Origin of the sequence: Streptomyces telluris (assembly GCF_024519335.1) — a bacterium.
GTDB lineage: Bacteria > Actinomycetota > Actinomycetes > Streptomycetales > Streptomycetaceae > Streptomyces > Streptomyces telluris.
The window spans coordinates 110121-131003 of sequence record NZ_JANIID010000009.1 but is presented as its reverse complement, the minus strand read 5'-3'; the positions used below and the strand labels follow the sequence as shown (position 1 = coordinate 131003).

The 20883-nt window shown below is 74.6% G+C and carries 19 protein-coding genes and 2 tRNA genes; 14 read left to right on the top strand and 7 right to left on the bottom strand.

Features of this window, described 5'->3' with window-relative positions:
• Positions 1-69: 69 nt before the first annotated feature.
• Positions 70-591 carry a universal stress protein gene (locus NQU55_RS13145; protein WP_058044349.1) on the bottom strand — a complete coding sequence of 174 codons (522 nt, stop codon included), beginning with the start codon at positions 589-591 and terminating at the stop codon, positions 70-72.
• A 379-nt stretch (positions 592-970) separates the two neighbouring features.
• On the opposite strand from NQU55_RS13145, the gene NQU55_RS13140 reads away from it, so the two are divergent.
• The 4 genes from NQU55_RS13140 to NQU55_RS13125 all read left to right on the top strand — a co-directional run bounded on the left by NQU55_RS13140 (position 971) and on the right by NQU55_RS13125 (position 3819).
• Positions 971-1303: a hypothetical protein gene (locus NQU55_RS13140; protein WP_168091814.1), complete on the top strand. Its 333-nt coding sequence runs from the start codon at positions 971-973 to the stop codon at positions 1301-1303.
• 368 nt (positions 1304-1671) lie between these two features.
• Entirely contained in the window at positions 1672-3033 is a 1362-nt protein-coding gene (locus NQU55_RS13135) for a helix-turn-helix domain-containing protein (protein ID WP_256790593.1), read from the top strand.
• A 5-nt stretch (positions 3034-3038) separates the two neighbouring features.
• Complete coding sequence (orn, locus tag NQU55_RS13130) at positions 3039-3647, top strand: oligoribonuclease (RefSeq protein WP_168095501.1); 609 nt, start codon at positions 3039-3041, stop codon at positions 3645-3647.
• A 99-nt stretch (positions 3648-3746) separates the two neighbouring features.
• A tRNA-His gene (locus NQU55_RS13125) sits at positions 3747-3819 on the top strand.
• Between the two features lie 150 nt (positions 3820-3969).
• Here the strand turns inward: NQU55_RS13125 and NQU55_RS13120 are convergent.
• Positions 3970-5397 carry an NsdA family TPR-like regulatory protein gene (locus NQU55_RS13120; RefSeq protein WP_206329924.1) on the bottom strand — a complete coding sequence of 476 codons (1428 nt, stop codon included), beginning with the start codon at positions 5395-5397 and terminating at the stop codon, positions 3970-3972.
• 277 nt (positions 5398-5674) lie between these two features.
• Between NQU55_RS13120 and NQU55_RS13115 the strand changes: the two genes are divergently transcribed.
• Both NQU55_RS13115 and NQU55_RS13110 read left to right on the top strand, forming a co-directional pair.
• Positions 5675-6121 (top strand): hypothetical protein, encoded by a 447-nt coding sequence (locus NQU55_RS13115; RefSeq protein ID WP_256790592.1) that lies wholly within the window; start codon positions 5675-5677, stop codon positions 6119-6121.
• Between the two features lie 44 nt (positions 6122-6165).
• Entirely contained in the window at positions 6166-7035 is an 870-nt protein-coding gene (locus NQU55_RS13110) for a spermidine synthase (RefSeq protein ID WP_256790591.1), read from the top strand.
• A 63-nt stretch (positions 7036-7098) separates the two neighbouring features.
• On the opposite strand, the gene NQU55_RS13105 is transcribed toward NQU55_RS13110, so the two are convergent.
• The 4 genes from NQU55_RS13105 to NQU55_RS13090 are packed head-to-tail and all read right to left on the bottom strand — an operon-like array spanning position 7099 to position 12218.
• Positions 7099-8487, bottom strand: a complete 1389-nt coding sequence (locus NQU55_RS13105; protein WP_372504705.1) for an AAA domain-containing protein — start codon at positions 8485-8487, stop codon at positions 7099-7101.
• On the bottom strand, positions 8484-10025 hold the full coding sequence (locus tag NQU55_RS13100; RefSeq protein ID WP_256790589.1) for a hypothetical protein: 1542 nt from the start codon (positions 10023-10025) through the stop codon (positions 8484-8486). The genes NQU55_RS13105 and NQU55_RS13100 overlap by 4 nt, the downstream gene beginning before the upstream one ends.
• Complete coding sequence (locus tag NQU55_RS13095) at positions 10016-11308, bottom strand: hypothetical protein (protein ID WP_256790587.1); 1293 nt, start codon at positions 11306-11308, stop codon at positions 10016-10018. The genes NQU55_RS13100 and NQU55_RS13095 overlap by 10 nt, the downstream gene beginning before the upstream one ends.
• A complete protein-coding gene (locus NQU55_RS13090; RefSeq protein WP_240976929.1) occupies positions 11232-12218 on the bottom strand; it encodes a phosphatase PAP2 family protein in 987 nt (328 codons plus the stop codon). Before NQU55_RS13090 ends, NQU55_RS13095 begins: the two co-directional genes overlap by 77 nt.
• 327 nt (positions 12219-12545) lie before the next feature.
• On the opposite strand from NQU55_RS13090, the gene NQU55_RS13085 reads away from it, so the two are divergent.
• From NQU55_RS13085 to NQU55_RS13050, 8 genes are all read left to right on the top strand, one after another.
• Complete coding sequence (locus NQU55_RS13085; protein WP_168095996.1) at positions 12546-13139, top strand: histidine phosphatase family protein; 594 nt, start codon at positions 12546-12548, stop codon at positions 13137-13139.
• 168 nt (positions 13140-13307) lie between these two features.
• Positions 13308-14645, top strand: a complete 1338-nt coding sequence (locus NQU55_RS13080) for an ABC transporter substrate-binding protein (RefSeq protein ID WP_168095995.1) — start codon at positions 13308-13310, stop codon at positions 14643-14645.
• Positions 14642-15634 (top strand): carbohydrate ABC transporter permease, encoded by a 993-nt coding sequence (locus NQU55_RS13075; RefSeq protein ID WP_256790585.1) that lies wholly within the window; start codon positions 14642-14644, stop codon positions 15632-15634. The genes NQU55_RS13080 and NQU55_RS13075 overlap by 4 nt, the downstream gene beginning before the upstream one ends.
• Before the next feature lie 8 nt (positions 15635-15642).
• Positions 15643-16605: a carbohydrate ABC transporter permease gene (locus tag NQU55_RS13070; RefSeq protein ID WP_168096182.1), complete on the top strand. Its 963-nt coding sequence runs from the start codon at positions 15643-15645 to the stop codon at positions 16603-16605.
• A gap of 51 nt (positions 16606-16656) precedes the next feature.
• On the top strand, positions 16657-18048 hold the full coding sequence (locus tag NQU55_RS13065; protein WP_168096181.1) for a GH1 family beta-glucosidase: 1392 nt from the start codon (positions 16657-16659) through the stop codon (positions 18046-18048).
• 91 nt (positions 18049-18139) lie between these two features.
• On the top strand, positions 18140-18508 hold the full coding sequence (locus NQU55_RS13060) for a DUF8844 domain-containing protein (protein ID WP_058046876.1): 369 nt from the start codon (positions 18140-18142) through the stop codon (positions 18506-18508).
• 226 nt (positions 18509-18734) lie between these two features.
• Complete coding sequence (locus NQU55_RS13055) at positions 18735-19355, top strand: bifunctional DNA primase/polymerase (RefSeq protein ID WP_240976960.1); 621 nt, start codon at positions 18735-18737, stop codon at positions 19353-19355.
• A 103-nt stretch (positions 19356-19458) separates the two neighbouring features.
• A tRNA-Lys gene (locus tag NQU55_RS13050) sits at positions 19459-19532 on the top strand.
• A gap of 60 nt (positions 19533-19592) precedes the next feature.
• Here NQU55_RS13050 and NQU55_RS13045 read toward each other — a convergent pair.
• Positions 19593-20816, bottom strand: a complete 1224-nt coding sequence (locus NQU55_RS13045) for a M6 family metalloprotease domain-containing protein (protein ID WP_168095676.1) — start codon at positions 20814-20816, stop codon at positions 19593-19595.
• Between the last annotated feature and the right edge of the window lie 67 nt (positions 20817-20883).

Here is a 20883-nt window from a genome sequence, read left to right as displayed (position 1 = left end):
GCGCGGGTAGATTCACGGGCCGTCAAGTCGGGGGCAGGAGCCATCACCCCTGCAGGGTGGGGAAGTCGGCTACGGAATGACGACGACGGGCCGCTGGGCCCGCCGGGCCAGCCGGCCCGCCACCGAACCGAAGATCCGGCCGACCAGGCCGTGCGTCGAACCGACGACGATCGCATCGGCCGCGTACTCCCGGCCGACCTCCTCCAGTTCGTGGCAGATGTCCCCGCCGCGCTCGACGAGGATCCACGGCACCTCCGACAGATGGTCCGCACAGGCCAGTTCCAGGCCGAGGACCTCGGTGCGGTGGTCGGGGACGTCCACGAAGACGGGGGGCTCGCAGCCCGCCCAGACCGTCGTCGGCAGCCGGTTGGCGACATGCACGATGATCAGCCCCGAGCCGGAGCGCCGGGCCATCCCGATTGCATACGCAAGCGCCCGTTCGCTGGACGTGGAGCCGTCGAAGCCCACCACGACGCCGTGCTGGAACGCCGGATCGCAGGAATGGCGTGTTTCTTCCGCCGCTTCGGGGTGCGCCGCGTGATCGGCGACCCGCTTGCGGTCCGCAGGTTCGGAGAATTCGTGACCGGCCATCGGTATCTCGGCGAAGGGTGTCCTCGGGCGGAGGGAGATCGGCGGTTGCTCCCCCGGCGCGGATCTTGGAGGCAAAATCCGTCCGGGATTCATCTTTTCAATCACTTACCCACCAGGGTACGGCGACACTCGCCGCCTGCCCAGGGGCCGACCGGCGACCCGGAGCCCCGGGGTCGCGCGGGCGTGGCACGCGGTGCCCGCCCGGGCCGCCGGTGGGTGGGGTGGCGGGCGGGCGTTCCCCGGAGCATGCACGAGGGCGGCGCGTAGCGCAATGCCCCCGCCGTGCTCCGGGTGTACTCCCGATGCGCTCGGCGCAGTGACCGAGGGCCCCGGCCGGGCGTTGTACCACCGCCAGCCCGCCGCCAGCAGGGAGCGCTCCGTGCCCGGAACCCGTGACCACGCCCGCGCCGACGCCCCGCCGCAGGACTCCCCCGATCCGGTGAGCGACGTGGTCCGCTGGGCCGCCTTCAGCTGCGTGCTCGTCCCGGTGACCCTGCTGATCTGCGGTCAGTCCTTCGGCGGCGCCGCGGGCACGGCGGCCGGGCTCGTCGCCGTCACCTGCGCCTGCCGCGCCGTGCTGCGCCAGTCGGAGCGCAGCGCCGCCCGGGCCCTGGCGGAACAGACGGTTCCGCACCGCGGCCGGCGTGGCCGGACAGGCACGGGGGCGCACCGCGGCGGACGCCACCCCGGGGGCTCCACGCCGGGAGAATGACACTTTCGCACACCCGGACCCACCACTTTTCAGCCAACTTCAGTCCGAACCCCATACCTTGGCTTGAGACGCCCCTAACAGCCGGTCGACCAGCAAGGAAAGGACCGCGGAGGGCGGTTGCACCCTACGGGGATTGGGCATGGGCGAGAGGCGTACTTTTCACCGAGGCCTGCAAGTGCAACGCTTCGTGATCGAACGCTTCGCGCCAAGTTGCCATGTCGACTTAGAGCCGAGTGGTGAACTGGTCACTGCGTCTCCATTCGACGCAGTAGATTCGATCTTGGCCATGACCGGCGGGGGAACCGTTCAGGACCGAGGGGAAACGTGCAGGACCGAGAGGACTCGACCGCCGAGGGGGGCTTAGCGCCATGAGCCAGGACTCCACGACCGTACCGGAGACCACGCGCAAGCTCTCCGGACGCCGCCGCCGGGAGATCGTCGCAGTGCTGCTATTCAGCGGCGGCCCCATCTTCGAAAGCTCCATTCCGCTCTCCGTGTTCGGCATCGACCGACAGGATGCAGGAGTCCCTCGCTACCGCTTGCTGGTGTGCGCGGGCGAGGATGTGCCATTGCGAACAACCGGCGGTCTTGAATTGACCGCACCGTACGGCCTGGAGGCGCTCTCCCGGGCCGGCACCGTCGTCGTACCGGCCTGGCGGTCGATCACCCAGCCGCCGCCCACCGCCGCGCTCGACGCACTGCGCCGTGCCCACGAGGAGGGCGCCCGCATCGTCGGGCTGTGCACCGGGGCCTTCGTACTGGCCGCGGCGGGCCTGCTCGACGGCAGGCCCGCGACCACCCACTGGATGTACGCGCCCACGCTCGCCAAGCGCTATCCGTCGGTCCACGTGGACCCGCGGGAGCTCTTCGTGGACGACGGCGACGTACTGACGTCCGCGGGCACCGCGGCAGGCATCGACCTGTGCCTGCACATCGTCCGCACCGACCACGGCGCCGACGCCGCGGGGGCCCTGGCCCGCCGGCTCGTCGTCCCGCCGCGCCGCAGCGGCGGACAGGAGCGCTACCTCGACAGGTCTTTACCGGAGGAGATCGGCGCCGACCCGCTCGCCGAGGTCGTCGCCTGGGCGCTGGAGCACCTCCACGAGCAGTTCGACGTGGAGACGCTCGCCGCGCGCGCGTACATGTCCCGCCGGACCTTCGACCGGCGGTTCCGCTCGCTCACCGGGAGCGCGCCCCTGCAGTGGCTGATCACTCAGCGGGTGCTCCAGGCGCAGCGGCTGCTGGAGACCTCCGACTACTCCGTGGACGAGGTCGCCGGCCGCTGCGGCTTCCGCTCGCCGGTGGCCCTGCGCGGCCACTTCCGCCGGCAGCTGGGGTCCTCCCCGGCCGCCTACCGGGCCGCGTACCGCGCGCGGCGTCCCCAGAACTCGGCCGACCGCCCCGAGCGGGCCGAGCGCGAGGGACGTCCGGAGCGGGAGCGTCCGGACCGGTTCGACCGGCCGGAGCTGGGCGAGCAGCGGACCGGGGAGCCGTCGGTGATGGCGCTCCGGCGCGCGGCCATGGCCCCGGCGCACGCCGCGTCCGGTGCCGGCGGCGTGCTCGGCGGGCCCCCGCCGTCGCACGGGGGGCACCAGGGCCACGTCCCGCACGGAACCCATCCGGGCGGGCATAGCGGTGGATACGGGATAAGCGGCGCGGAACCGGGCAAGCCGGAGTCCGACCTCTACACCCCACGCCTGCCCGGCCAGCGGGAACGCCCCGTAGGGTGAGGAGCATGAACGATCGCATGGTGTGGATCGACTGCGAGATGACCGGGCTCTCGCTGTCGGACGACGCGCTCATCGAGGTGGCCGCCCTGGTGACCGACTCGGAGCTGAACATCCTCGGCGACGGCGTGGACATTGTCGTCCGCCCGCCCGCCGAGGCCCTCGTCACCATGCCCGAGGTGGTGCGCCAGATGCACACGGCCTCCGGGCTGCTCGCGGAGCTGGACCGGGGCACCACCCTCGAGGACGCCGAGCAGCAGGTCCTCGCCTACATCCGCGAGCACGTCCCGGAGCCGGGCAAGGCCCCGCTGTGCGGGAACTCGGTCGGCACCGACCGCGGTTTCCTCGCGCGGGACATGCCGGCCCTGGAGTCCCACCTGCACTACCGGATCGTCGACGTGTCGTCGGTGAAGGAGCTGGCCCGCCGCTGGTACCCGCGGGCCTACTTCTCCAGCCCGAAGAAGAGCGGCAACCACCGCGCCCTCGCCGACATCCGCGAGTCGATCGCCGAGCTCCGCTACTACCGCGAGGCGATCTTCGTGCCGCAGCCCGGCCCGGACTCCGACACGGCGAAGGCCATCGCGGCCAAGCACGTCCTGCCCGCCAAGGCGGTGTGACACAGCTCGCTCCCGGCTCGGCAGAAAGCCGGGAGCGAGCACCCCCGAAGACCCTGTAGACTTCTTCTCGGCCGGTGGGAAACACGCCGGACAAACATGGTGGGTATAGCTCAGCTGGCAGAGCACCTGGTTGTGGTCCAGGATGTCGCGGGTTCAAGTCCCGTTACTCACCCTGACAGAGGGCCCCGGTTCGCGAAAGCGGACCGGGGCCCTCGTCATATTCCGGGTTCGTGCGGCGAGCCGCTTGGGCCGTCCCGGGGATTCGTACGGCGTGTCCTCCGTGCCGCGTGTCTTTTGTGCGGCGCGCCCTTCGTACGGCGCGTCAGCCGCCGGCCTTCCGCTCCGCCGCGTGCCGCTCCAGGAACCCCGCCACCGGCTGCTCGCCCCCGTGGCGGCCGAGCAGCCGGGCCGTGGCGGCGAGCATCGTCCGGATCCGGGTCGAGCGGACCTCGGCCAGCAGGTCCAGCGCGCGCTCCCCCGCGGCCGCCGCCTCGTCCGGCGCCCCGCCCCGGGCGAGGTCCCCGGCGAGCTGCGCGGTGAAGAGGGCGGTGTTGCGGGCGAAGTGCGGGTCCTGGAGGGCGACGGCGCGGCGCGCGTGCTCCGCCGCCCGCGCCCAGTCGCCGAGCGCCGACCGGCACTGGGCCTCCAGCCCCTCCAGCTCGGCCTCCCCGAAGAAGCTCATCCACTCCGGGTCGGCGTCGCCCGGCCCGCGGCCGAAGAGCGTGCGCGCCCGCAGCAGGGCGGCCTCGCAGGCGGCCCGGTCGCCGAGCCCGGCCCAGCCGCCGGCCTCCCGCAGGGCCAGCAGGGACATCAGCCGCGGTGAGGCCAGCCCCTTCGCGGCGCCCTGGGCGGCCTGCGCCGCGCGCACGGCCTCCCGCGGGCGGCCCGCGTCCCGCGCGAGGAAGGCGGCGTTGCAGAAGGCGTGGGCCTCCAGCGCCGCGTCCCCGGCCACCCGGGCCGTGGCGAGCGCCTCGGCGTAGTGGGAGCGGGCGTCCGCGAAGCGGCCCGAGTCGTGGGCCAGCCAGCCGACGGACAGCGCGAGTTCGCCCGCGCCCGACTGCAGCCGTTCGGCGACGGACCGGCGGCGGGTGTCGGCGTCGAGCAGCTCGTAGGCGATCCGCAGCGGGCGGGTGGACCGCCGGTAGAGGCCGTCGCCGCCGTGCCGGTCGTCCAGCAGGCGGATGCGGCGGACGGCCTGTTCGACGGCGGCCGCCTCGGCCTCTCCGGCGCGGCGCGGGCCGCGCGGGGCGGGCGCCGCGGGTACGGCGGCGCCCAGCGAGGCCGCGGCCACCGCGGCCACCGTGCCGCCGGTCATGAACGCGCGGCGCAACACGTCGCTCTCCCTGGGCTGCTCGGTGCGGTTTGCGGTGCGGTTCGCGGTGCGGCTCCCGGTGGGACGGCCGTCGGGGTCCCTGCCGCGCGCACCCCGGCCGCGGACCACCTCGCGCGGGACGAAGCCCATGTCCTCCGGTTCGCGGCCGGGGAACATGTGCCGGAACACCCGCTCGTAGGCGTAGTTGGGGCAGCGGATCTCCCCCGACTCGACCCGGCCGATGTAGCGCGCGTCGCACGAGACCTGCTCGCCGATCTCGCGTGCGGCGCGCCGTACGGCCGCCGCGAACTCGGCCGGCGAGAGCGCGCCGCGGAGCTGTCTGAAGGCCGCGTTCGGGCGGCTGCCCTTGCCGTCCGGACCGCCGGGACCCACCGGTCCGGCGGGCCCGGGGGACGGGGACGCGTGGGACGACACCATGGCCGCACCCTTCTGGCGAGTGACTCCGCCGACTGCGCTCGGCGGGAGAAGACCGTACCGGCAATCGGGGCCCCGCTCCCCCCGTTCGGCCCCGGATTCAGCCCCCCGTTTCCCTACAAACCGGATATCTCACCCGCGATCCGCCATGAACTGCCATCCTTTGTGACGGCATGTACCCGTTGCCGTTGACGCCCCTCGCGCGTTGAACCCCCCGAGCGCGCTCGACGCGGAGCGTAGTGGCACGGCGGAGGAGGGGTTTCCCTTGGTGGAGGCCGGAGTGGACAGCAGCAGCTCGCGGACGACGGCCCTGCACCAGCCGCGTCAGGACCGCAGCCCTTCGCCCTGCGCACCCCAGGCACCGGGCCTCGGCCCCGAAGCCGGCCCGTGCGACCTCGTCACCGTCCCCGCCCGCCAGGGCCTGGAGGCGGTCGACATCCTCCGGCTGCGCGACGGCGTCGGCCCCGTGCTGCACGACGGCGAGTGCGACACCCTCGGCTTCCTGGTGCCCCCCGGCACCGCCGACGCCTGGGACGTCCCGGGCAGCGCCTGCACCCAGACCCACGGCCGGGGGCTGCGCGTGGTCCCCGACGAGCAGCCCCTCACCGGCGCCGGCTGGCTCGTCGCCCCGGAGGCCGCCTTCACCTCCGCCACGGACCCGGCGGTCCTGCGCGACGCCCTCGGCGAGGCCGCCCGGACGATCGCGGCGGTCGACCGCTGCCGCTAGGCCGTCCCGCCGGGCCGGCCCCGCCCCTGGGCGATACTTGCGGGGTGGGCAAGGTCAAGAAGAAGCAAGGGCGCGGCCGCGCCGCCGAAGCGGTCACGGAGCAGGTGGCGGGCGGGCTCGCCGAGCTCGTGCCCGACCGGGACCGCCCCCGCGGCTTCACCCTCCTGATCGACGGCGCGCCCCAGTCCCACGTCGACCTCGACGACCCCTCCTACCTGGACTTCGCCTACCAGCGCAGGCTCGGCCACCTGGCCGACCTCGTGGCGCCGCCCGGCAAGCCCGTGCACGCCCTCCACCTGGGCGGCGGCGCCTTCACCCTCGCCCGGTACGTCGCCGCGACCCGGCCGCGCTCCACCCAGCAGATCGTGGAGATCGACGCCCCGCTCGTCCAGTTCGTACGGCGCGAGCTGCCCCTCGACAGCGGCTGGCGGATCCGGGTGCGCAACGGGGACGCCCGCGAAGGGCTGGCCAAAGTGCCGGACGGCTGGGCCGACCTGATCATCGCCGACGTGTTCGCCGGCGCCCGCACCCCCGCCCATCTGACCAGCACCGAATTCGCCGGCGAGGTGCGGCGGGCCCTGCGGCCCGGCGGCTTCTACGCCGCGAACCTCGCGGACGGCCCGCCGCTCGCGTACGTGAAGTCCCAGATCGCGACCGTGGGCACCGTCTTCCCCGAGCTCTGCCTGACCGCCGACCCCGCGGTCCTGCGCGGCCGCCGCTTCGGCAACGCCGTGCTGCTCGCCTCCGACCACGCGCTGCCGATCGCCGAGCTGACCCGGCGAGCCGCCTCCGACCCGCACCAGGGGCGCGTCGAACACGGCCGGGCGCTGGCCGACTTCACGGGCGGCGCGACGCCGGTCACGGACGCGGCCGCGAAGCCGTCGCCGGAACCGCCGCCGTCCGTATTCGACTGACCGCCGCCCCCGCACGCACGGCTTCCACGCCGCACCGGATGCCGGATACCGGCCGGGCCCCGGTCAAGGCCGCCACACCACCCGGTGCTCCGACCAGCGGTCCCACGTCGCCATCATGGCCTCCCAACCATCCGGGAACTTCACCGTGACCCCCAGCTGCACCGGCTCCGTCGACGGGTGTTCGTCCAGCAGCCGGTCCACGCCAGCGCGGCACACCACGATGCACGCGTGCCGGTGGCGGGAGGCGAGGACGCACAGGCGGCCCGTCTCCAGGTGGAAGGCCGTCGCGTCGGGGCGGCCCGACAGCGGGTGCAGCATGACCGTCACGTCGAACTCGCGGCCCTGCAGCCGGTTCGCCGTGTCCACCGTGACGCCCTGCACGCCCAGGCCGGCGAGCGCCGTGCGGACCGCCGCGGCCTGGTCGCGGTGGGCGGTGCCGACCGCGATCCGGGCGGCCGTGAGCGGCACCGGGTCGGGCGCCGCCTCGCTGACGGTCACCCCGCCGCGGTCCAGCAGCCGCCGGACCACGTGCGCGACCGCGCCCACGGCCTCCGGGTCGGTGCGCGGCGTGTGACGGGCCGGCAGCTCCAGCAGGCCCCAGCCCGAGACGGCCGCCTCGTCCAGCACCCGGTCCGGGCCGGAGCCGTCCGGCGCCACGCCGAAGGTCAGCCGCCGGTCGCCGTGGTCCGTGCCGCTGCGGAAGGGCGTGTACGGGTAGAAGGCGGCCGACACCAGGGGCGCGGCGGAGGCGGGCAGCCGCCAGGAGACGGGCAGCCGGTGCTGCGGCAGGCCGGGGTTGTGGGCGAGCAGCGTGCTCACCGCGCTCGCCGACGGGTCGTACGAGAGCCCGGCCCACTGCGCGACGCCGTCGGCCCCCACCACGCTGAACGGGTCCAGCTGGCCCGGGTCGCCCACGAACAGCGCCCGTTCGAAGAGCCCGGCCACGGCCAGCAGGGCGTCCGACCGCATCTGGTAGGCCTCGTCCACGATCGCGTGGCCCCACGGCTCGGCGACCTTGGTGTGCGCCCACTTCGCGGCCGTGGACACCACGACCGGAAGCCCCGCGAGCTCGGCGGCCTTCGCGGACGTGACGACCGAGGGCAGGGCGTCGAGCGCCCGGTCGTAGGGGCTCGCGTCGCTGCTGTGCAGCCGGCCGACCGGCAGCTCGGGGTCCTTGGCGGCCAGCCGCAGCACCAGGTCGTCCACCTGGGCGTTGGTCTGGGCGACGATCATCAGCGGGCGGCCCGCCGCGGCCAGCTCCCGCGCGGCGCGGACGACGAGCGTCGACTTGCCCGCGCCCGGCGGGGAGTCGACCACGACCCCGCGCTCGGGGCTGTGCAGCGTGTCGTGCAGGATCCGGCGCGTGACCGCCTCGGCGGCCGCGCCCGGATCCGCGCCGCGCCCGCGCTGCGGCGGCAGCGCGCCCTCCGCGGGCACCGTGAACGTCCTCACAGCAGGTCCTCCGTGGTCACCGGGTCGGGCAGCTCGGCCGCCGGCTCGCCGGGCGGGCCGCCGTGCGTCCAGGGCGTGCGGTCGGGGTCGGGCAGCTCGGGGCCGCCGCGCGGGGCGTGCTCGAAGAGCGTCCAGCAGACGCGGTCGCCCTTCTCCGGCACCGAGCCGGGCTCGGGCACCTTGCCGCGCCCCATGCCGCCGGTCAGACGCACCGTCAGCGCGCCCGGGTCGCCGGGCACGTGGCCGGCGAACTCGGCGGGCTGGGACTTGCCGCCGGGCAGGGCGCGGTACACCTTCACCCCGTCGGACAGGAGCGGGCCGTCCTCCGTGCGCAGCGTGACCAGCGGCCGGGGCCGCGGCACCTTCGCCTCCGTGTACTCCATCACCACGTCGGTGACCTCCCCGGCGAACGCCTCGCCCGCCAGCCGCCGCCCGGCCATCACCAGCGGATCGTCCAGCGCCTCCTGGGCGTCCAGCTGCGCCTGGGCGGTCTCCCGCGCGGCGAGCTTGCGGGCGGCCGTCACCGCGTCGTCCCGCCGGGGCTGCGGGGGCTCGCCGGCCCGGACGCGGTCCCGGTGCGCGGTGTAGGACCAGCGGTCGCGCTTCCAGCGCTCGCCGACCCGCTCCCCCTCGGGCAGGGCGCGCAGCAGGTCGACGGCGCGCCAGACCGCCTCCCAGGTGGGGCGCAGCTGCGACTCCAGCAGCTCGCGGAGCTCCTGCCCGGCCCCGGGCAGGCCCGCGTCGAAGCGGGCGGTCGCCGGGGCGAGGAGCTTGTTGTCGAAGGCGGGGTCGGTGGCCGGGCCCGCGGGCGGGTGGAGCAGCTGTCCCGCGGCGTCCCGCGCGAGCTCGGCGCGCAGCGCCGCCTCCGCGCCCGTCAGGCCGGCCGGTGGGTCGATCCAGGCGAGCAGGGCGCCCAGGTGCTGGTCCTCCAGGGTGCTCTGGCCCGTGGCCCAGTGGCGGGCGAGGAGCTGGGTCACCGGCAGGAGCAGCGACGAGCCGGGGACGCGGGCGCGCTCGCCGAAGTGCGTCAGCCAGCGGCCCAGCATGGGGACGCGCGGCGGGGCGGGGTGGGGCGTCTCGGGATCCTGCTCGGCCGTGCGGCGGAAGCGCATGGACCGCCCGAGCAGCCGGACGTAGGCGACGCCCGCGGCGCTGGGCACCAGCAGCTGCGGCGCGCCCGCGCACAGTTCGACGTGGACCGTCACCTTCTTGCCCGTCTCCGGGTCGGTCTCCTTGCGCTCCTCCTGGGTGACGTCCTCGGCGAACCCCTCCAGATACGGCAGCATCTCCTCGGCCAGCTCGGCGAGGAAGGCGGAGCGCAGGTCGCGGTCGCGCGGCTGGGGCACGGCCAGGAGGCGGGGGCGCTCCCGGTCGGTGCCCACGAGCGCGCCGAGCGGGGCGCCGGCCTCACCGGCGGTGGTGAGCGGGACGAACACCAGCGGCCGCTCCGCCAGATGCCGGTGGCGCACGGTGGTGAGGGGCCGGGCCCGGCCGTCCCGCACGGCCTCCATCCGGGCGAGCGTGGTGATCAGCGACATGCGGCCTCCGTTCCGGCGAGGGCAGGGGCGGGCGCGGGGAAGGACGCGAGGGCGAGGGCCTCGGAGCGGAGGGCGGCTGCGCGGCGCAGCGCGGCGACGGTGGGGTCGGCCGGGTCGGCGGCGGCATCCGCAGGGGCGCCGGGGGCCGTGGAACCTCCGGCGGCCGCGGCCGCGCCGCCCGCCGTCCCGTCGAGCGCCGCGGCGAGCACGGACTCCACCGTGGTCAGGCCGCCCAGCTCGCCGCGGAGCCCGCGGCCGAGGGCGGCCACGGCGCCTTCGGACCGGGCCCGGGCGCGGCAGTGGAAGGCGAGCTCGCAGGCGGCCAGGCACTCCGGCGCGTAGGCGGCGTCGACCGCTTCCACGGCGGCGGCGAGCTCTTCGGCGGGCCGGGTGGCCGTCCGGCCGTCGCCGGCCGGGCGGAGGTCGAAGGTTGTGCCGGCGGGCAGCGCCGCGGCGATGTCCTCGACGCGGACGAGCCGGGCGAGCTGGCGGCGCGTGGTGGCGCGCGGCTTGCGGACGTCGACGAGCTCGGCGACCGGGACGTTGGCGAAGTCCTTCGGGCAGACGAGCAGGATCTCGTGGCGCACGCGCGCGGTGTCCCCGCCGGCGGTGCGGGCCGCGAGCTCCTCCAGGGCCAGGACGTAGACGGCGGCCTGGCGGGCGGCGGCGCCGACCTTGCCGGGGTCGGCCGCGCCGTCGATCACCGGGAAGGACTTGATCTCGACGACCGTCCACGACCCGTCGGGGTGGACGACCACGGCGTCGGGCTCCAGGAAGGCGGGGGTGCCGGACACCGGGAGGGCGAGCAGGGGGTGGTCGAGGAGCGCCCAGCGGCCGGCGGCCGTGGCGTCGCGCAGGGCGAGCGCCGTACGGGCGGTGCGGCCTTCGGGGCCGCCGGCGGTGAGGTCGGGGACGTCCACGGAGCCGGGGTCCGGGGCCGGGGTGCCGTCGCGCAGGCGCTCGTGGAGCAGGCGGACGAGCTCCGTGCCGCCGTCGGCCTTGGCGCGGGCCTCGAAGGAGTGGCCGCGCACGATCGCGAACTGCGACTGGCCGAAGGCGGCCGGCGAGCCGAGCGCCGCGGCCAGGGCGCCCTTGTCGACGCCGGCCCCGTCGAGCAGGACGCGGCGCCGGCAGCCGGGGTTGGCGGCGAGGGCCGCGAGGGCGCGGGCGTCGAGCGGGCGGGGCGGGCAGCCCGGCCCGCGCAGCTCAGCGAGCCGCTGCCGCAGCGTCGCCGGTGCGGCTGTCGCCGGTGCCGTGGGCCGGCTGTCGGGGGATGAAGTCACTGGCGTCCGCCTCGTGAGGTCGCTGCGGCGCTCCCGGACGGCCGTCTCCGGCGGCGGTGCCGGAGGCCGCGGCCCGGGGAAGCGCTGTACCCGCCGAAGTCTCGCACCCGCCACTGACATTCGCGGGCGTCCCGGCGGTTTCGCCGCGTCCCGCGCCGGTCAGGCGGCTCTTGACCAGGTCCGCGAGGCGCATCGCGGGCTTGGCCAGCAGCAGGCCGGCGACCATCACGGCGGCACCCGCGACGGCGTCGAGGAAGTAGTGGTTGGCGGTGCCCATCACGACGAGGGTGATGGCGAGCGGGTAGACGACGCCCGCGGCCTTCGCCCAGGCGGTGCGGCCCTGGCGCCAGAGGACGACGCCGCACCACAGGGCCCAGCCGACGTGGAGGCTCGGCATCGCGGCGTACTGGTTGGTCATGCCGCCGAGGCCGCGGGGGGCGCTGGCCTCGCCGCCCCACCAGCCGTAGGAGGCGTACTGGGCCATGGTGTCGACGAAGCCGTAGCCGGGGTCGAGCAGCCGGGGCGGGCAGGTGGGCAGCAGGGTGAAACCTATGAGGCCGATGAGGGTGGAGATCATCAGCCAGCTGCGCTGGAGGCGGTATTCGGCCGGGCGCCGCTTGAAGAGCCAGACCAGGATCGCCGGGGTGAGCAGATAGTGCAGGGAGGCGTAGGCGAAGTCGGCGGGTATGCCGATGGCCGCGTGCTCGGTGAACAGCCGGTTCAGCGGGTGTTCGAAGTTTATTCGAAAGCTTTTCTCAAGATCGAGAATCGCCAGTCCGTGATCGACGGCGGGCTCCACGCCGCCGCGGACCAGCAGCCGGCCGGCGGAGTACAGCGCGTACACCACGGCGATCAGCGGCAGTTCGGTCCACCAGCGCGGCCGCTTCAGAAGTGGTGCGGTGCGGTACATCCGGGCGCTCTCCATATGATCAGACGGCCAACAAGCGCGCATGCAACCGTACGGCGTACGTCACATGAGTCGCACACCGCCCCGCGACTTGAAGGAAACGCCGAGTTCGCCCGCTGTTCTGCCGTGCCGACAGGTGTGCGGGGGAGGAGACGCCTCGATTGACGCCGGGGTTGCCTGTGACCGGTGTGAGGAACGCGTCGGCCGGGTGAGCGATGATGGAGGGCAGGCAGATCGTTTCTGTCGTTGTCCTTTTGAAATAGGGGGACAACGCGGCGATCTGTGATGAGTTCTGTTGGAAAAATCACCGAAGACTGTGAGGGGCGCTTCATGGCACCGCGGATCCTGCTGGCCCGGCACGGACAGACCGAGTGGTCGCTGTCCGGCAAGCACACCGGCCGCACGGACATCCCGCTCCTCGACGAGGGCCGGCGCGGCGCCAAGCTGCTGGGCGAGCGGCTGCACCGCGCCCCCTGGGACGGCCTGCCGGACGTCGAGGTCCGCACCAGCCCCCTGCTGCGCGCCCACGAGACCTGCGAGCTGGCCGGCTTCGGCGACCGGGCGACCGCCTGGGACGCGCTGATGGAGTGGGACTACGGCGACTACGAGGGGATGACCCCCGCCGAGATCAAGGCGCAGCGCCCCGGCTGGCTGATCTGGCGCGACGGCGTCCCCGGGGGCGAGACCCTCGCGGAGGTCAGCGCCCGCGCCGACGAGGTCGTCGAGTGGGCCCGCTCCGCCGACCGCGACGTGCTGGTCTTCGCCCACGGCCACATCCTGCGCACCATCGGCGCCCGCTGGCTCGGCCTCGACATCTCCTTCGCGGCCCGCATCCGCCTCGACCCCACCTCGCTGTCCATCCTCGGCTGGGCCTACGACGCCCCGGCGCTCGAACGCTGGAACGACACCGGCCACCTCGCCTGACGCCCCCCGCCCGGTCCGGGCGCCCCCGCACGAGCTCCCTCCTACGGGTGAGGAGCGCGTGCCCGGAGCGACGATCGCCTCATCCGAGGGAATGATCGGATGCCGGAAGGGGACCCGGCACGCCTTCGCGGAGCGGGGCCGTGCCGCCGACAGCGAAGGGCGTGAGCGATGGCACCCGGCAGCGTCAGGCGCGCCCCGCGGCGCCGCGGGGCGGCCGCCGGCATCGCCGCCGGCACCCTCGCCGCGCTCCTCTTCGCCGCCTGCGCCCAGGACGCCGGGACCGGCGAGGACGGCGGGAGCGGCGCCGGCGGCCGGGGCACCACGGTCACCGTCGGCACCTTCGGCGTCTTCGGCTACAAGCAGGCGGGCCTCTACGCCGAGTACGAGCGGCTGCACCCCGGCGTCACGATCAAAGAGAGCGTGATCGAGCGGAACGACGCCTACTACCCGCAGCTCCTCACCCACCTCGCGGCCGGCGGCGGCCTCGCCGACATCCAGGCCGTCGAGACCGGCAACATCAACGAGATCGTCACCACCCAGGCCGACCGCTTCGTCGACCTCTCCCGCGCCGGGGGCGTCCGCCGGAGCGACTGGCTGCCCTGGAAGTGGGACCAGGCCACCACCCGCACCGGCCGCACCATCGGCCTCGGCACGGACATCGGCCCCATCGCCGTCTGCTACCGCAAGGACCTCTTCGCCCGGGCCGGGCTGCCCACCGACCGCGAGAGCGTCGGCAGGCTCTGGGCGGGCGACTGGCGGAAGTACATCGAGACCGGCGAGCGGTACAAGGCGCACGCCCCCGCCGGCACGGTCTTCACCGACTCGGCCGCCGGCATCTACAACGCCTCCGTCCACGCCCACGCCGAGCGCTACTACGACCGCCGCGGCCGGCCGGTCTACCGCACCAGCCCCGCCGTCAAGGAGTCCTGGGACCTGGCCGTGCAGGCCGCCCGGGGCGGGCTGACCGCCCGGCTCAAGCAGTTCGAGAAGCCCTGGGACCAGGCCTATGCCAACGGCCGCTTCGCCTCCGTCGCCTGCCCGCCCTGGATGCTCGGCTACATCAAGGAGAAGGCGGGCGCCGCCGGCCGCAACAAGTGGGACGTGGCCCCCGCCCCCCGCCCCGCCAACTGGGGCGGCTCCTTCATCACCGTGCCCAGGGCCGCCCGGCACCGGGCCGCGGCCACCGCCCTCGCCGTCTGGCTCACCGCCCCCGAGCAGCAGGCCAAGCTCTTCGGCCGGCAGGCCAGCATCCCCTCCACCCCCGCCTCCTACGCGATGCCGCTCGTCCGGGACGCGCGCAACCCCTACTTCGGCGGCGCCCCCGTCGGCCGGATCTTCTCGGACGCGGCCCGCTCCGTGCCGACGCTGGTCATCGGCCCGAAGGAGGCCCAGATCGGCACCGCCTTCACCGACGTCGGCATCCCCCAGGTCGAGCAGCAGGGCAAGTCCCCGCAGGAAGCCTGGAAGGCGGCGCAGAAGGAGATCGAGAACGCGGTGGACGCATGACGGCCACGGCCGGGGCCGTCGAGGAGGCCGGGGCCCCCGCCCCCCGCCCTCCCGGCACGCACGGCCGCGCCCGCCCGGGCCCGTGGCGCAGCCGCCTCTACCGCTGGGACGTCCGCTACAGCCCCTACGCCTTCGTCGCGCCGTTCTTCCTCTTCTTCGGCGCCTTCGGCCTCTTCCCCCTCCTGTACACCGGGTGGGCCTCGCTGCACCGGGTCGAACTGGCCGCGCCGGACCACATGGAGTGGGTGGGCCTGCACAACTACGTCCGCCTGCTGGACGACGACTTCTTCTGGAACGCCCTGCGGAACACCTTCACCATCGGCGTGATCTCCACCGTCCCGCAGCTGCTGATGGCGCTCGGCCTCGCCCACCTGCTGCACTACCGGCTGCGCGCCGCCACCTTCTGGCGGGTCGCCCTCCTCACCCCGTACGCCACCTCCGTCGCCGCCGCCACGCTCGTCTTCGTCCTTCTCTACGGACGCGACTACGGCATGGTCAACTGGGCCCTGGGCGCCCTCGGCATCGGTCCCGTCGACTGGCAGAACGGCACCTGGACCTCCCAGTTCGCGGTCTCCTCGATCGTCATCTGGCGGTGGACGGGCTACAACGCCCTGATCTACCTGGCCGCCATGCAGGCCGTGCCCGACGAGCTGTACGAGTCGGCGGCGCTGGACGGGGCCTCCCGCCGGCAGCAGTTCCGCCACGTCACCGTGCCCGCCCTGCGCCCGACCATCCTGTTCACCGTCGTCGTCTCCACCATCGGGGCCACCCAGCTCTTCGGCGAGCCCCTGCTCTTCGGCGGGGCGGGCGGCCAGAAGGGCGGGGCCTCGCACCAGTTCCAGACCCTGGGCCTCTACCTCTACGAACAGGGCTGGTTCAACTTCCACCTCGGGCGCGCCTCCGCCGTCGCCTGGACGATGTTCCTGATCCTGTTGCTGATCGCCGCGGTCAACCTGCTCATCGCGCGGCGGCTGCGGAAGAGCCACTGAGGGATGCCGTGACGATCACGACGACCGGACGACCGAGGCCCGAGGGCCCCGGGCCCCAGCGGGCCCGGGGCCGCCGGGCGGGCCCGCGCCGGCCCCGTCTCCCCCGGCTGCCGCACCGGCGCGCGCCCCGCGCCGCCCGCACCCGCGCGGGCCGGCAGCTGCACGGCGGCCCCCTCGCCTACGCGGTGCTGTCGCTCTTCACCGCCGGCTCGCTCTTCCCCCTCGTCTGGACGGCGGTCACCGCCTCCCGGGACAACGCCCGTCTCGCCAGGACGCCGCCGCCCTTCCGGTTCGGCACCCGGCTCGCCGAGAACGCCGGCACCGCCTGGACCGAGGCCAACATGGGCAAGGCCCTGCTCAACACCCTGCTCGTCGCGGGCACCGTCGCGCTGGGCACGGTGGTCTTCTGCACCGTCGCCGGCTTCGCCTTCGCCAGGCTGAAGTTCCGCTTCAGCGGCGCGCTGCTGCTCCTGACGGTCGGCACGATGATGGTGCCGCCGCAGCTCAGCGTCGTCCCCCTGTTCATGGTCATCGCCGAGCTCAAGTGGACCGACCAGCTGCAGTCGGTGGTCCTGCCCACGCTCGTCAGCGCCTTCGGGGTCTTCTTCATGCGGCAGTACTTGCTGGAGGCGCTCCCCGGCGAGCTGGTCGAGGCGGCCCGCGTCGACGGGGCCGGCAGCCTGCGCGTCATCTGGCACGTCGTCTTCCCCGTCGCCCGGCCCGCGATGGCCGTGCTGGCGATGCTCTCCTTCGTCCAGGCCTGGAACGACTTCTTCTGGCCGATCATCGCGCTGACCCAGGAGAACCCGACGGTGCAGGTGGCCCTCACCGGGCTCGGCCGCGGCTACGTCCCCGACCAGTCCGTGATCATGGCCGGCGCGCTGCTGGGCACCCTTCCGCTGCTGCTCGCCTTCACCCTCTTCGGCAGACAGATCGTCGGCGGCATCATGCGGGGCGCCGTCAAGGGCTGACCCCGCCGACCCGCGCCGCTCCCTCCACGCCCCCACCTCCAGGGAGACCCCATGACCGTGAACTTCCCGCCCGGCTTCCTCTGGGGCACCGCGACCGCGGCGTACCAGATCGAGGGCGCAGCCCGCGAGGGCGGCCGCACGCCCTCCATCTGGGACACCTTCTCCCACACCCCGGGCAAGACCCTCGGCGGCGACACCGGCGACACGGCCACCGACCACTACCACCGCCGCGCGGACGACGTCCGGCTGATGGCGGACCTCGGCCTCGGCGCGTACCGCTTCTCCGTCTCCTGGCCGCGCGTGCAGCCCACCGGCCGCGGCACCGCCAACCAGCCCGGCCTGGACTTCTACCGCGCCCTCGTCGACGACCTCCTCGACCACGGCATCCGCCCCGTTTTGACCCTCTACCACTGGGACCTGCCGCAGGAGCTGGAGTCGGCCGGCGGCTGGCCCGAGCGCGGCACCGCCCACCGCTTCGCGGACTACGCCCACCTCGTCGCCGAGGCCCTGGGCGACCGCGTCGAGATGTGGACCACCCTCAACGAGCCCTGGTGCAGCGCCTTCCTCGGCTACGGCTCCGGGGTGCACGCCCCCGGCCGCGCCGACGACCTCGCGGCCCTGCGCGCCGCGCACCACCTCAACCTGGCCCACGGCCTGGGCGCCCAGGCCCTGCGCGCGGCGCTGCCCTCCCACGGGCAGGTGTCGGTCACCCTCAACCCCGGCGTCGTCCGCGCCTTCACCGGCGCCCCGCAGGACGTGGACGCCCAGCGGCGCATCGACGCCCTGGCCACCCGCATCTTCACGGGCCCCATGCTGCACGGCGCCTACCCCGAGGACCTGCTCGCCGACACGGCGGCGATCACGGACTGGTCGTTCGTGCACGACGGCGACCCGGCTGCCATCAGGCAGCCGCTGGACTCGCTGGGCGTCAACTACTACACGCCCACCGTGGTGGCGGCCGCCACGGACAACGGCGGCCCGCCCGGGGAGGCCCTCGAACCCTCGCCGTTCCCCGCGGCCACGGGTGTCGCCTTCCACCGTCCGCCCGGCAAGCGCACCGCGATGGACTGGTCCGTCGACCCCACCGGCCTGTACGACCTGCTGGTCCGCTTCGCCGAGGAGGTCCCGGGCCTGCCCCTGGTGGTCACCGAGAACGGGGCGGCCTACGACGACAAGCCCGACGGCGACGGCACGGTGCACGACCCGGAGCGCATCGCCTACCTGCATGCCCACCTCGACGCCGTCCGTCGGGCGATCGCCGACGGCGCGGACGTGCGCGGCTACTTCCTCTGGTCGCTGCTCGACAACTTCGAGTGGGCCTACGGCTACAGCAAGCGCTTCGGCGCGGTCCACGTCGACTACGCCACCCAGGTCCGCACGCCCAAGTCCAGCGCCCGCTGGTACTCCCAGGTGGCCCGGACGGGCCAGCTGCCGCCGTACTGACCGGTAGCGGATCCGGGCCGCGGCCGCCGGGGGCGCCCTTGCGTCGCGCAGGACAATGGATGGCGGTGCAGACGATCCTGGAGGTATGTACATGTCCGAGCCGCAGTCGGCTCCCGACGCGGGCCCGACCGAGCGACCGCGCCGCCTGAAGCCCGCGCAGCTGCTCTTCGAGCCCCCGGAGGCGGTCGCCGACCCCGAGCACTTCTTCGACCTGGAGTCGATCGAGGACCCCCGCGAGCTGCTCACGCGCTCCACGGAGCTCGCGCTGGCGTTCCGCGCCGCCGCCGACCGGGCGACCGAGTTCCAGGCGGTGGCGGCGGCGCAGCTCGCCGACCCCCGGCGCTTCGACCGGCTGTCCACGGCCGTGATCGCCGAGCGCGCGGAGTGGAGCGAGGACTACGCGAAGAAGATGGTCGAGTTCGGCCGGGACCTGCTGCGCGGCAGCCGGACCGGAGAGTGACCCGCGTGCCGTGACGCGCGCCGCACCCCGGCCCCGCGGCCCCGCACGCCCCGGACGCCCCGGACGGCCCGGCACCGCGGCCACCGGCGGCGACCGGAACGGCCCATGGCACCGACCATGGGCCGTTGGCATATGCGGCGCGAAAAATAGCGCACGGCACCCCGCCCTGTCCCGACTTCCGCAACTACCGGATGCCCCGGCCGCCGCACCGCCCAGCATGGGCGCCATGACCTCTCGGCAGTACGACCCGCGCGATCCGTTCCCCTCGCACCGCGGCGCTCCCGGCGCTCCGTCCCGGCTGCCCCGCTCCGCCCACGTCACCCTCGCCGGGGCGGACTGGCTCGCCTCGGCCAGCCGCTTCCCCCGCAGCGTGCACGCCCTGTGGATCGACTGCCCGGCCAATCCGGTGGTGCTTCCCTGCGGCGTCGCCTTCGACGTGGTCAGCGCCCCCGATCTGTTCGGCCGCCGGGTGCTGGACCGCTTATGGGAGAAGGGGCCGGGCTCCGGGCCGGTCGCCGCCCAGCGCGGCCGGCTGCAGCTGTTCGCGGCCCCCGGCACGGCCCAGCGCCTGCCCGCGCTGCTCGGCTGGGAGGAGTGGGCCCGCGCGATGCCGCCGCTGCTGTGCCACGGCACGGGCGACACCGTGACCGTCCCGCCGCTCTACCCTTCCGGCCCGGAGGAGCCCGCGCCGCCCGTCTCGCGCTGGGTGGTCGCCCCCGAGGTGCGCCACCCGTGGCTGCCGGACGCGGAGGCGCTGCTGTGGGCCTGTGTGCGGGTGGCGCGGGCGACGGCCGGCTCGCCGGCCGCCGGGCTGTGCCCCGAGGCCGCCCCCGAGCCCGCCCTGTGACCGGGGCCACCCCGCTGACCTGCACGAGCGCCCTCGCTGCCCGCTGAAACATCCGGATTTTCGTTCCACCCGATCAGGGTGCTAGAGTCTTCTCTGTCAGCAGGCGCCGCTAGCTCAGTTGGTTAGAGCAGCTGACTCTTAATCAGCGGGTCCGGGGTTCGAGTCCCTGGCGGCGCACAGACAGTCGAAGGCCCTCACCGTCAGGTGAGGGCCTTCGTCGTGTGCGCGGCGTGCGCCTCACGCCCGGGTCACCCCGACGGTCCACGACCCGCCGGCCGTCCGCCCCCGTACGGTCACCCGCACCCCGTCGGTCTCCGAGGACAGGGACTCCCCCACGCCCAGCGGCGCGTCGGCCAGCGGCGGGTAGACGGACTCGCCCCAGCAGGCCTGGTGGCCCGGGTGCCCGTCGAGCACCTGGACCGGACCGCTGCCCGAGGCGGTGTCGCTGTGCACCCGGTAGACGAGGACGCCCTCGGTGCAGGCGCCGCTGTCGTTGCCGGAGGCGGAGCGCGCCTCCACGACGAGGGCCGTGGTGGTGCCCGTACGGATCACGATCAGGCGGGTGCGGCCGTCGCCGCCCGGCTGCATCGGCGTCTCCAGCGGCTGGAGGGTGTAGAGGGCGCCGCTGGGGCCGCGGGCGCAGGCGACCTGGGCGGGGGTGAGCCAGCCGAGCTTCCACTTGTGCCAGCCGAACGGGTCGGAGGCGAGCCCGAACTGGCTCCCCATGAGGTCCCAGTCGCCGACGTGGGTGTCCCAGTCGCCCTTTCCGTCGGTGGGCCGGTGGTAGAGGTCGGGCAGGTCCAGGACGTGCCCGGTCTCGTGGGCGAGGACGTTGCGGTCGGGCGGGTGGTGCTCGAAGACGGTGACGATGCGGCGCAGCTGCGCGCCGTCCGCCTGCAGGGGCCGGTCGAGGTTGACGACCTTGGTGGCGTCGGAGTCGACGCCCGGGGCGTCGGGGTCGGCGACGAGGTAGACGAGGTCGTAGCGGCTGAAGTCCACGCCGGGGTCGGCGGCGGCGACGGCGTCGCGCAGGTAGTCGGAGCGCCGGTCGCCCTCCCAGTCGCGCTGTATGCGGTAAGAGGTGGCGGACCGGGGCATCCTGACCCACCGCTTCACCGGGTGGGCGCGCAGGGAGAACCTCCCGTAGGAGGCCCGCTCGAAGAAGCGGCTGGTGGCGGGGAAGTGGTCGGCCGCGAGCTTCTCGGGGGACACCGCCGGCTTGGAGTCCGGGAACGACAGGAAGATCATGACGGCGTCGAGCCGCCCGACGGGCCGTGGATAGGCGGGGTTCCAGCTGTCGAGCCCTTCGGAGTGGTGGGCCTGGCTGCGCGGGAGCGCGCAGGGCCCGCCGGGCCCCACGGCCTGGGCGGGGACGGCGACGAGGGTGGTCGCCGCGATGGCGCACAGGACGGTGAGGACGGCCCCGACGCGGCGCAGCGGCCGCGGCCGGTCCACTCCCATGGGTGTCTGCGGACGCACCACGTCGACCTCCCGGGACGGATTCGGGACACCTCATCCACCCTCGGTG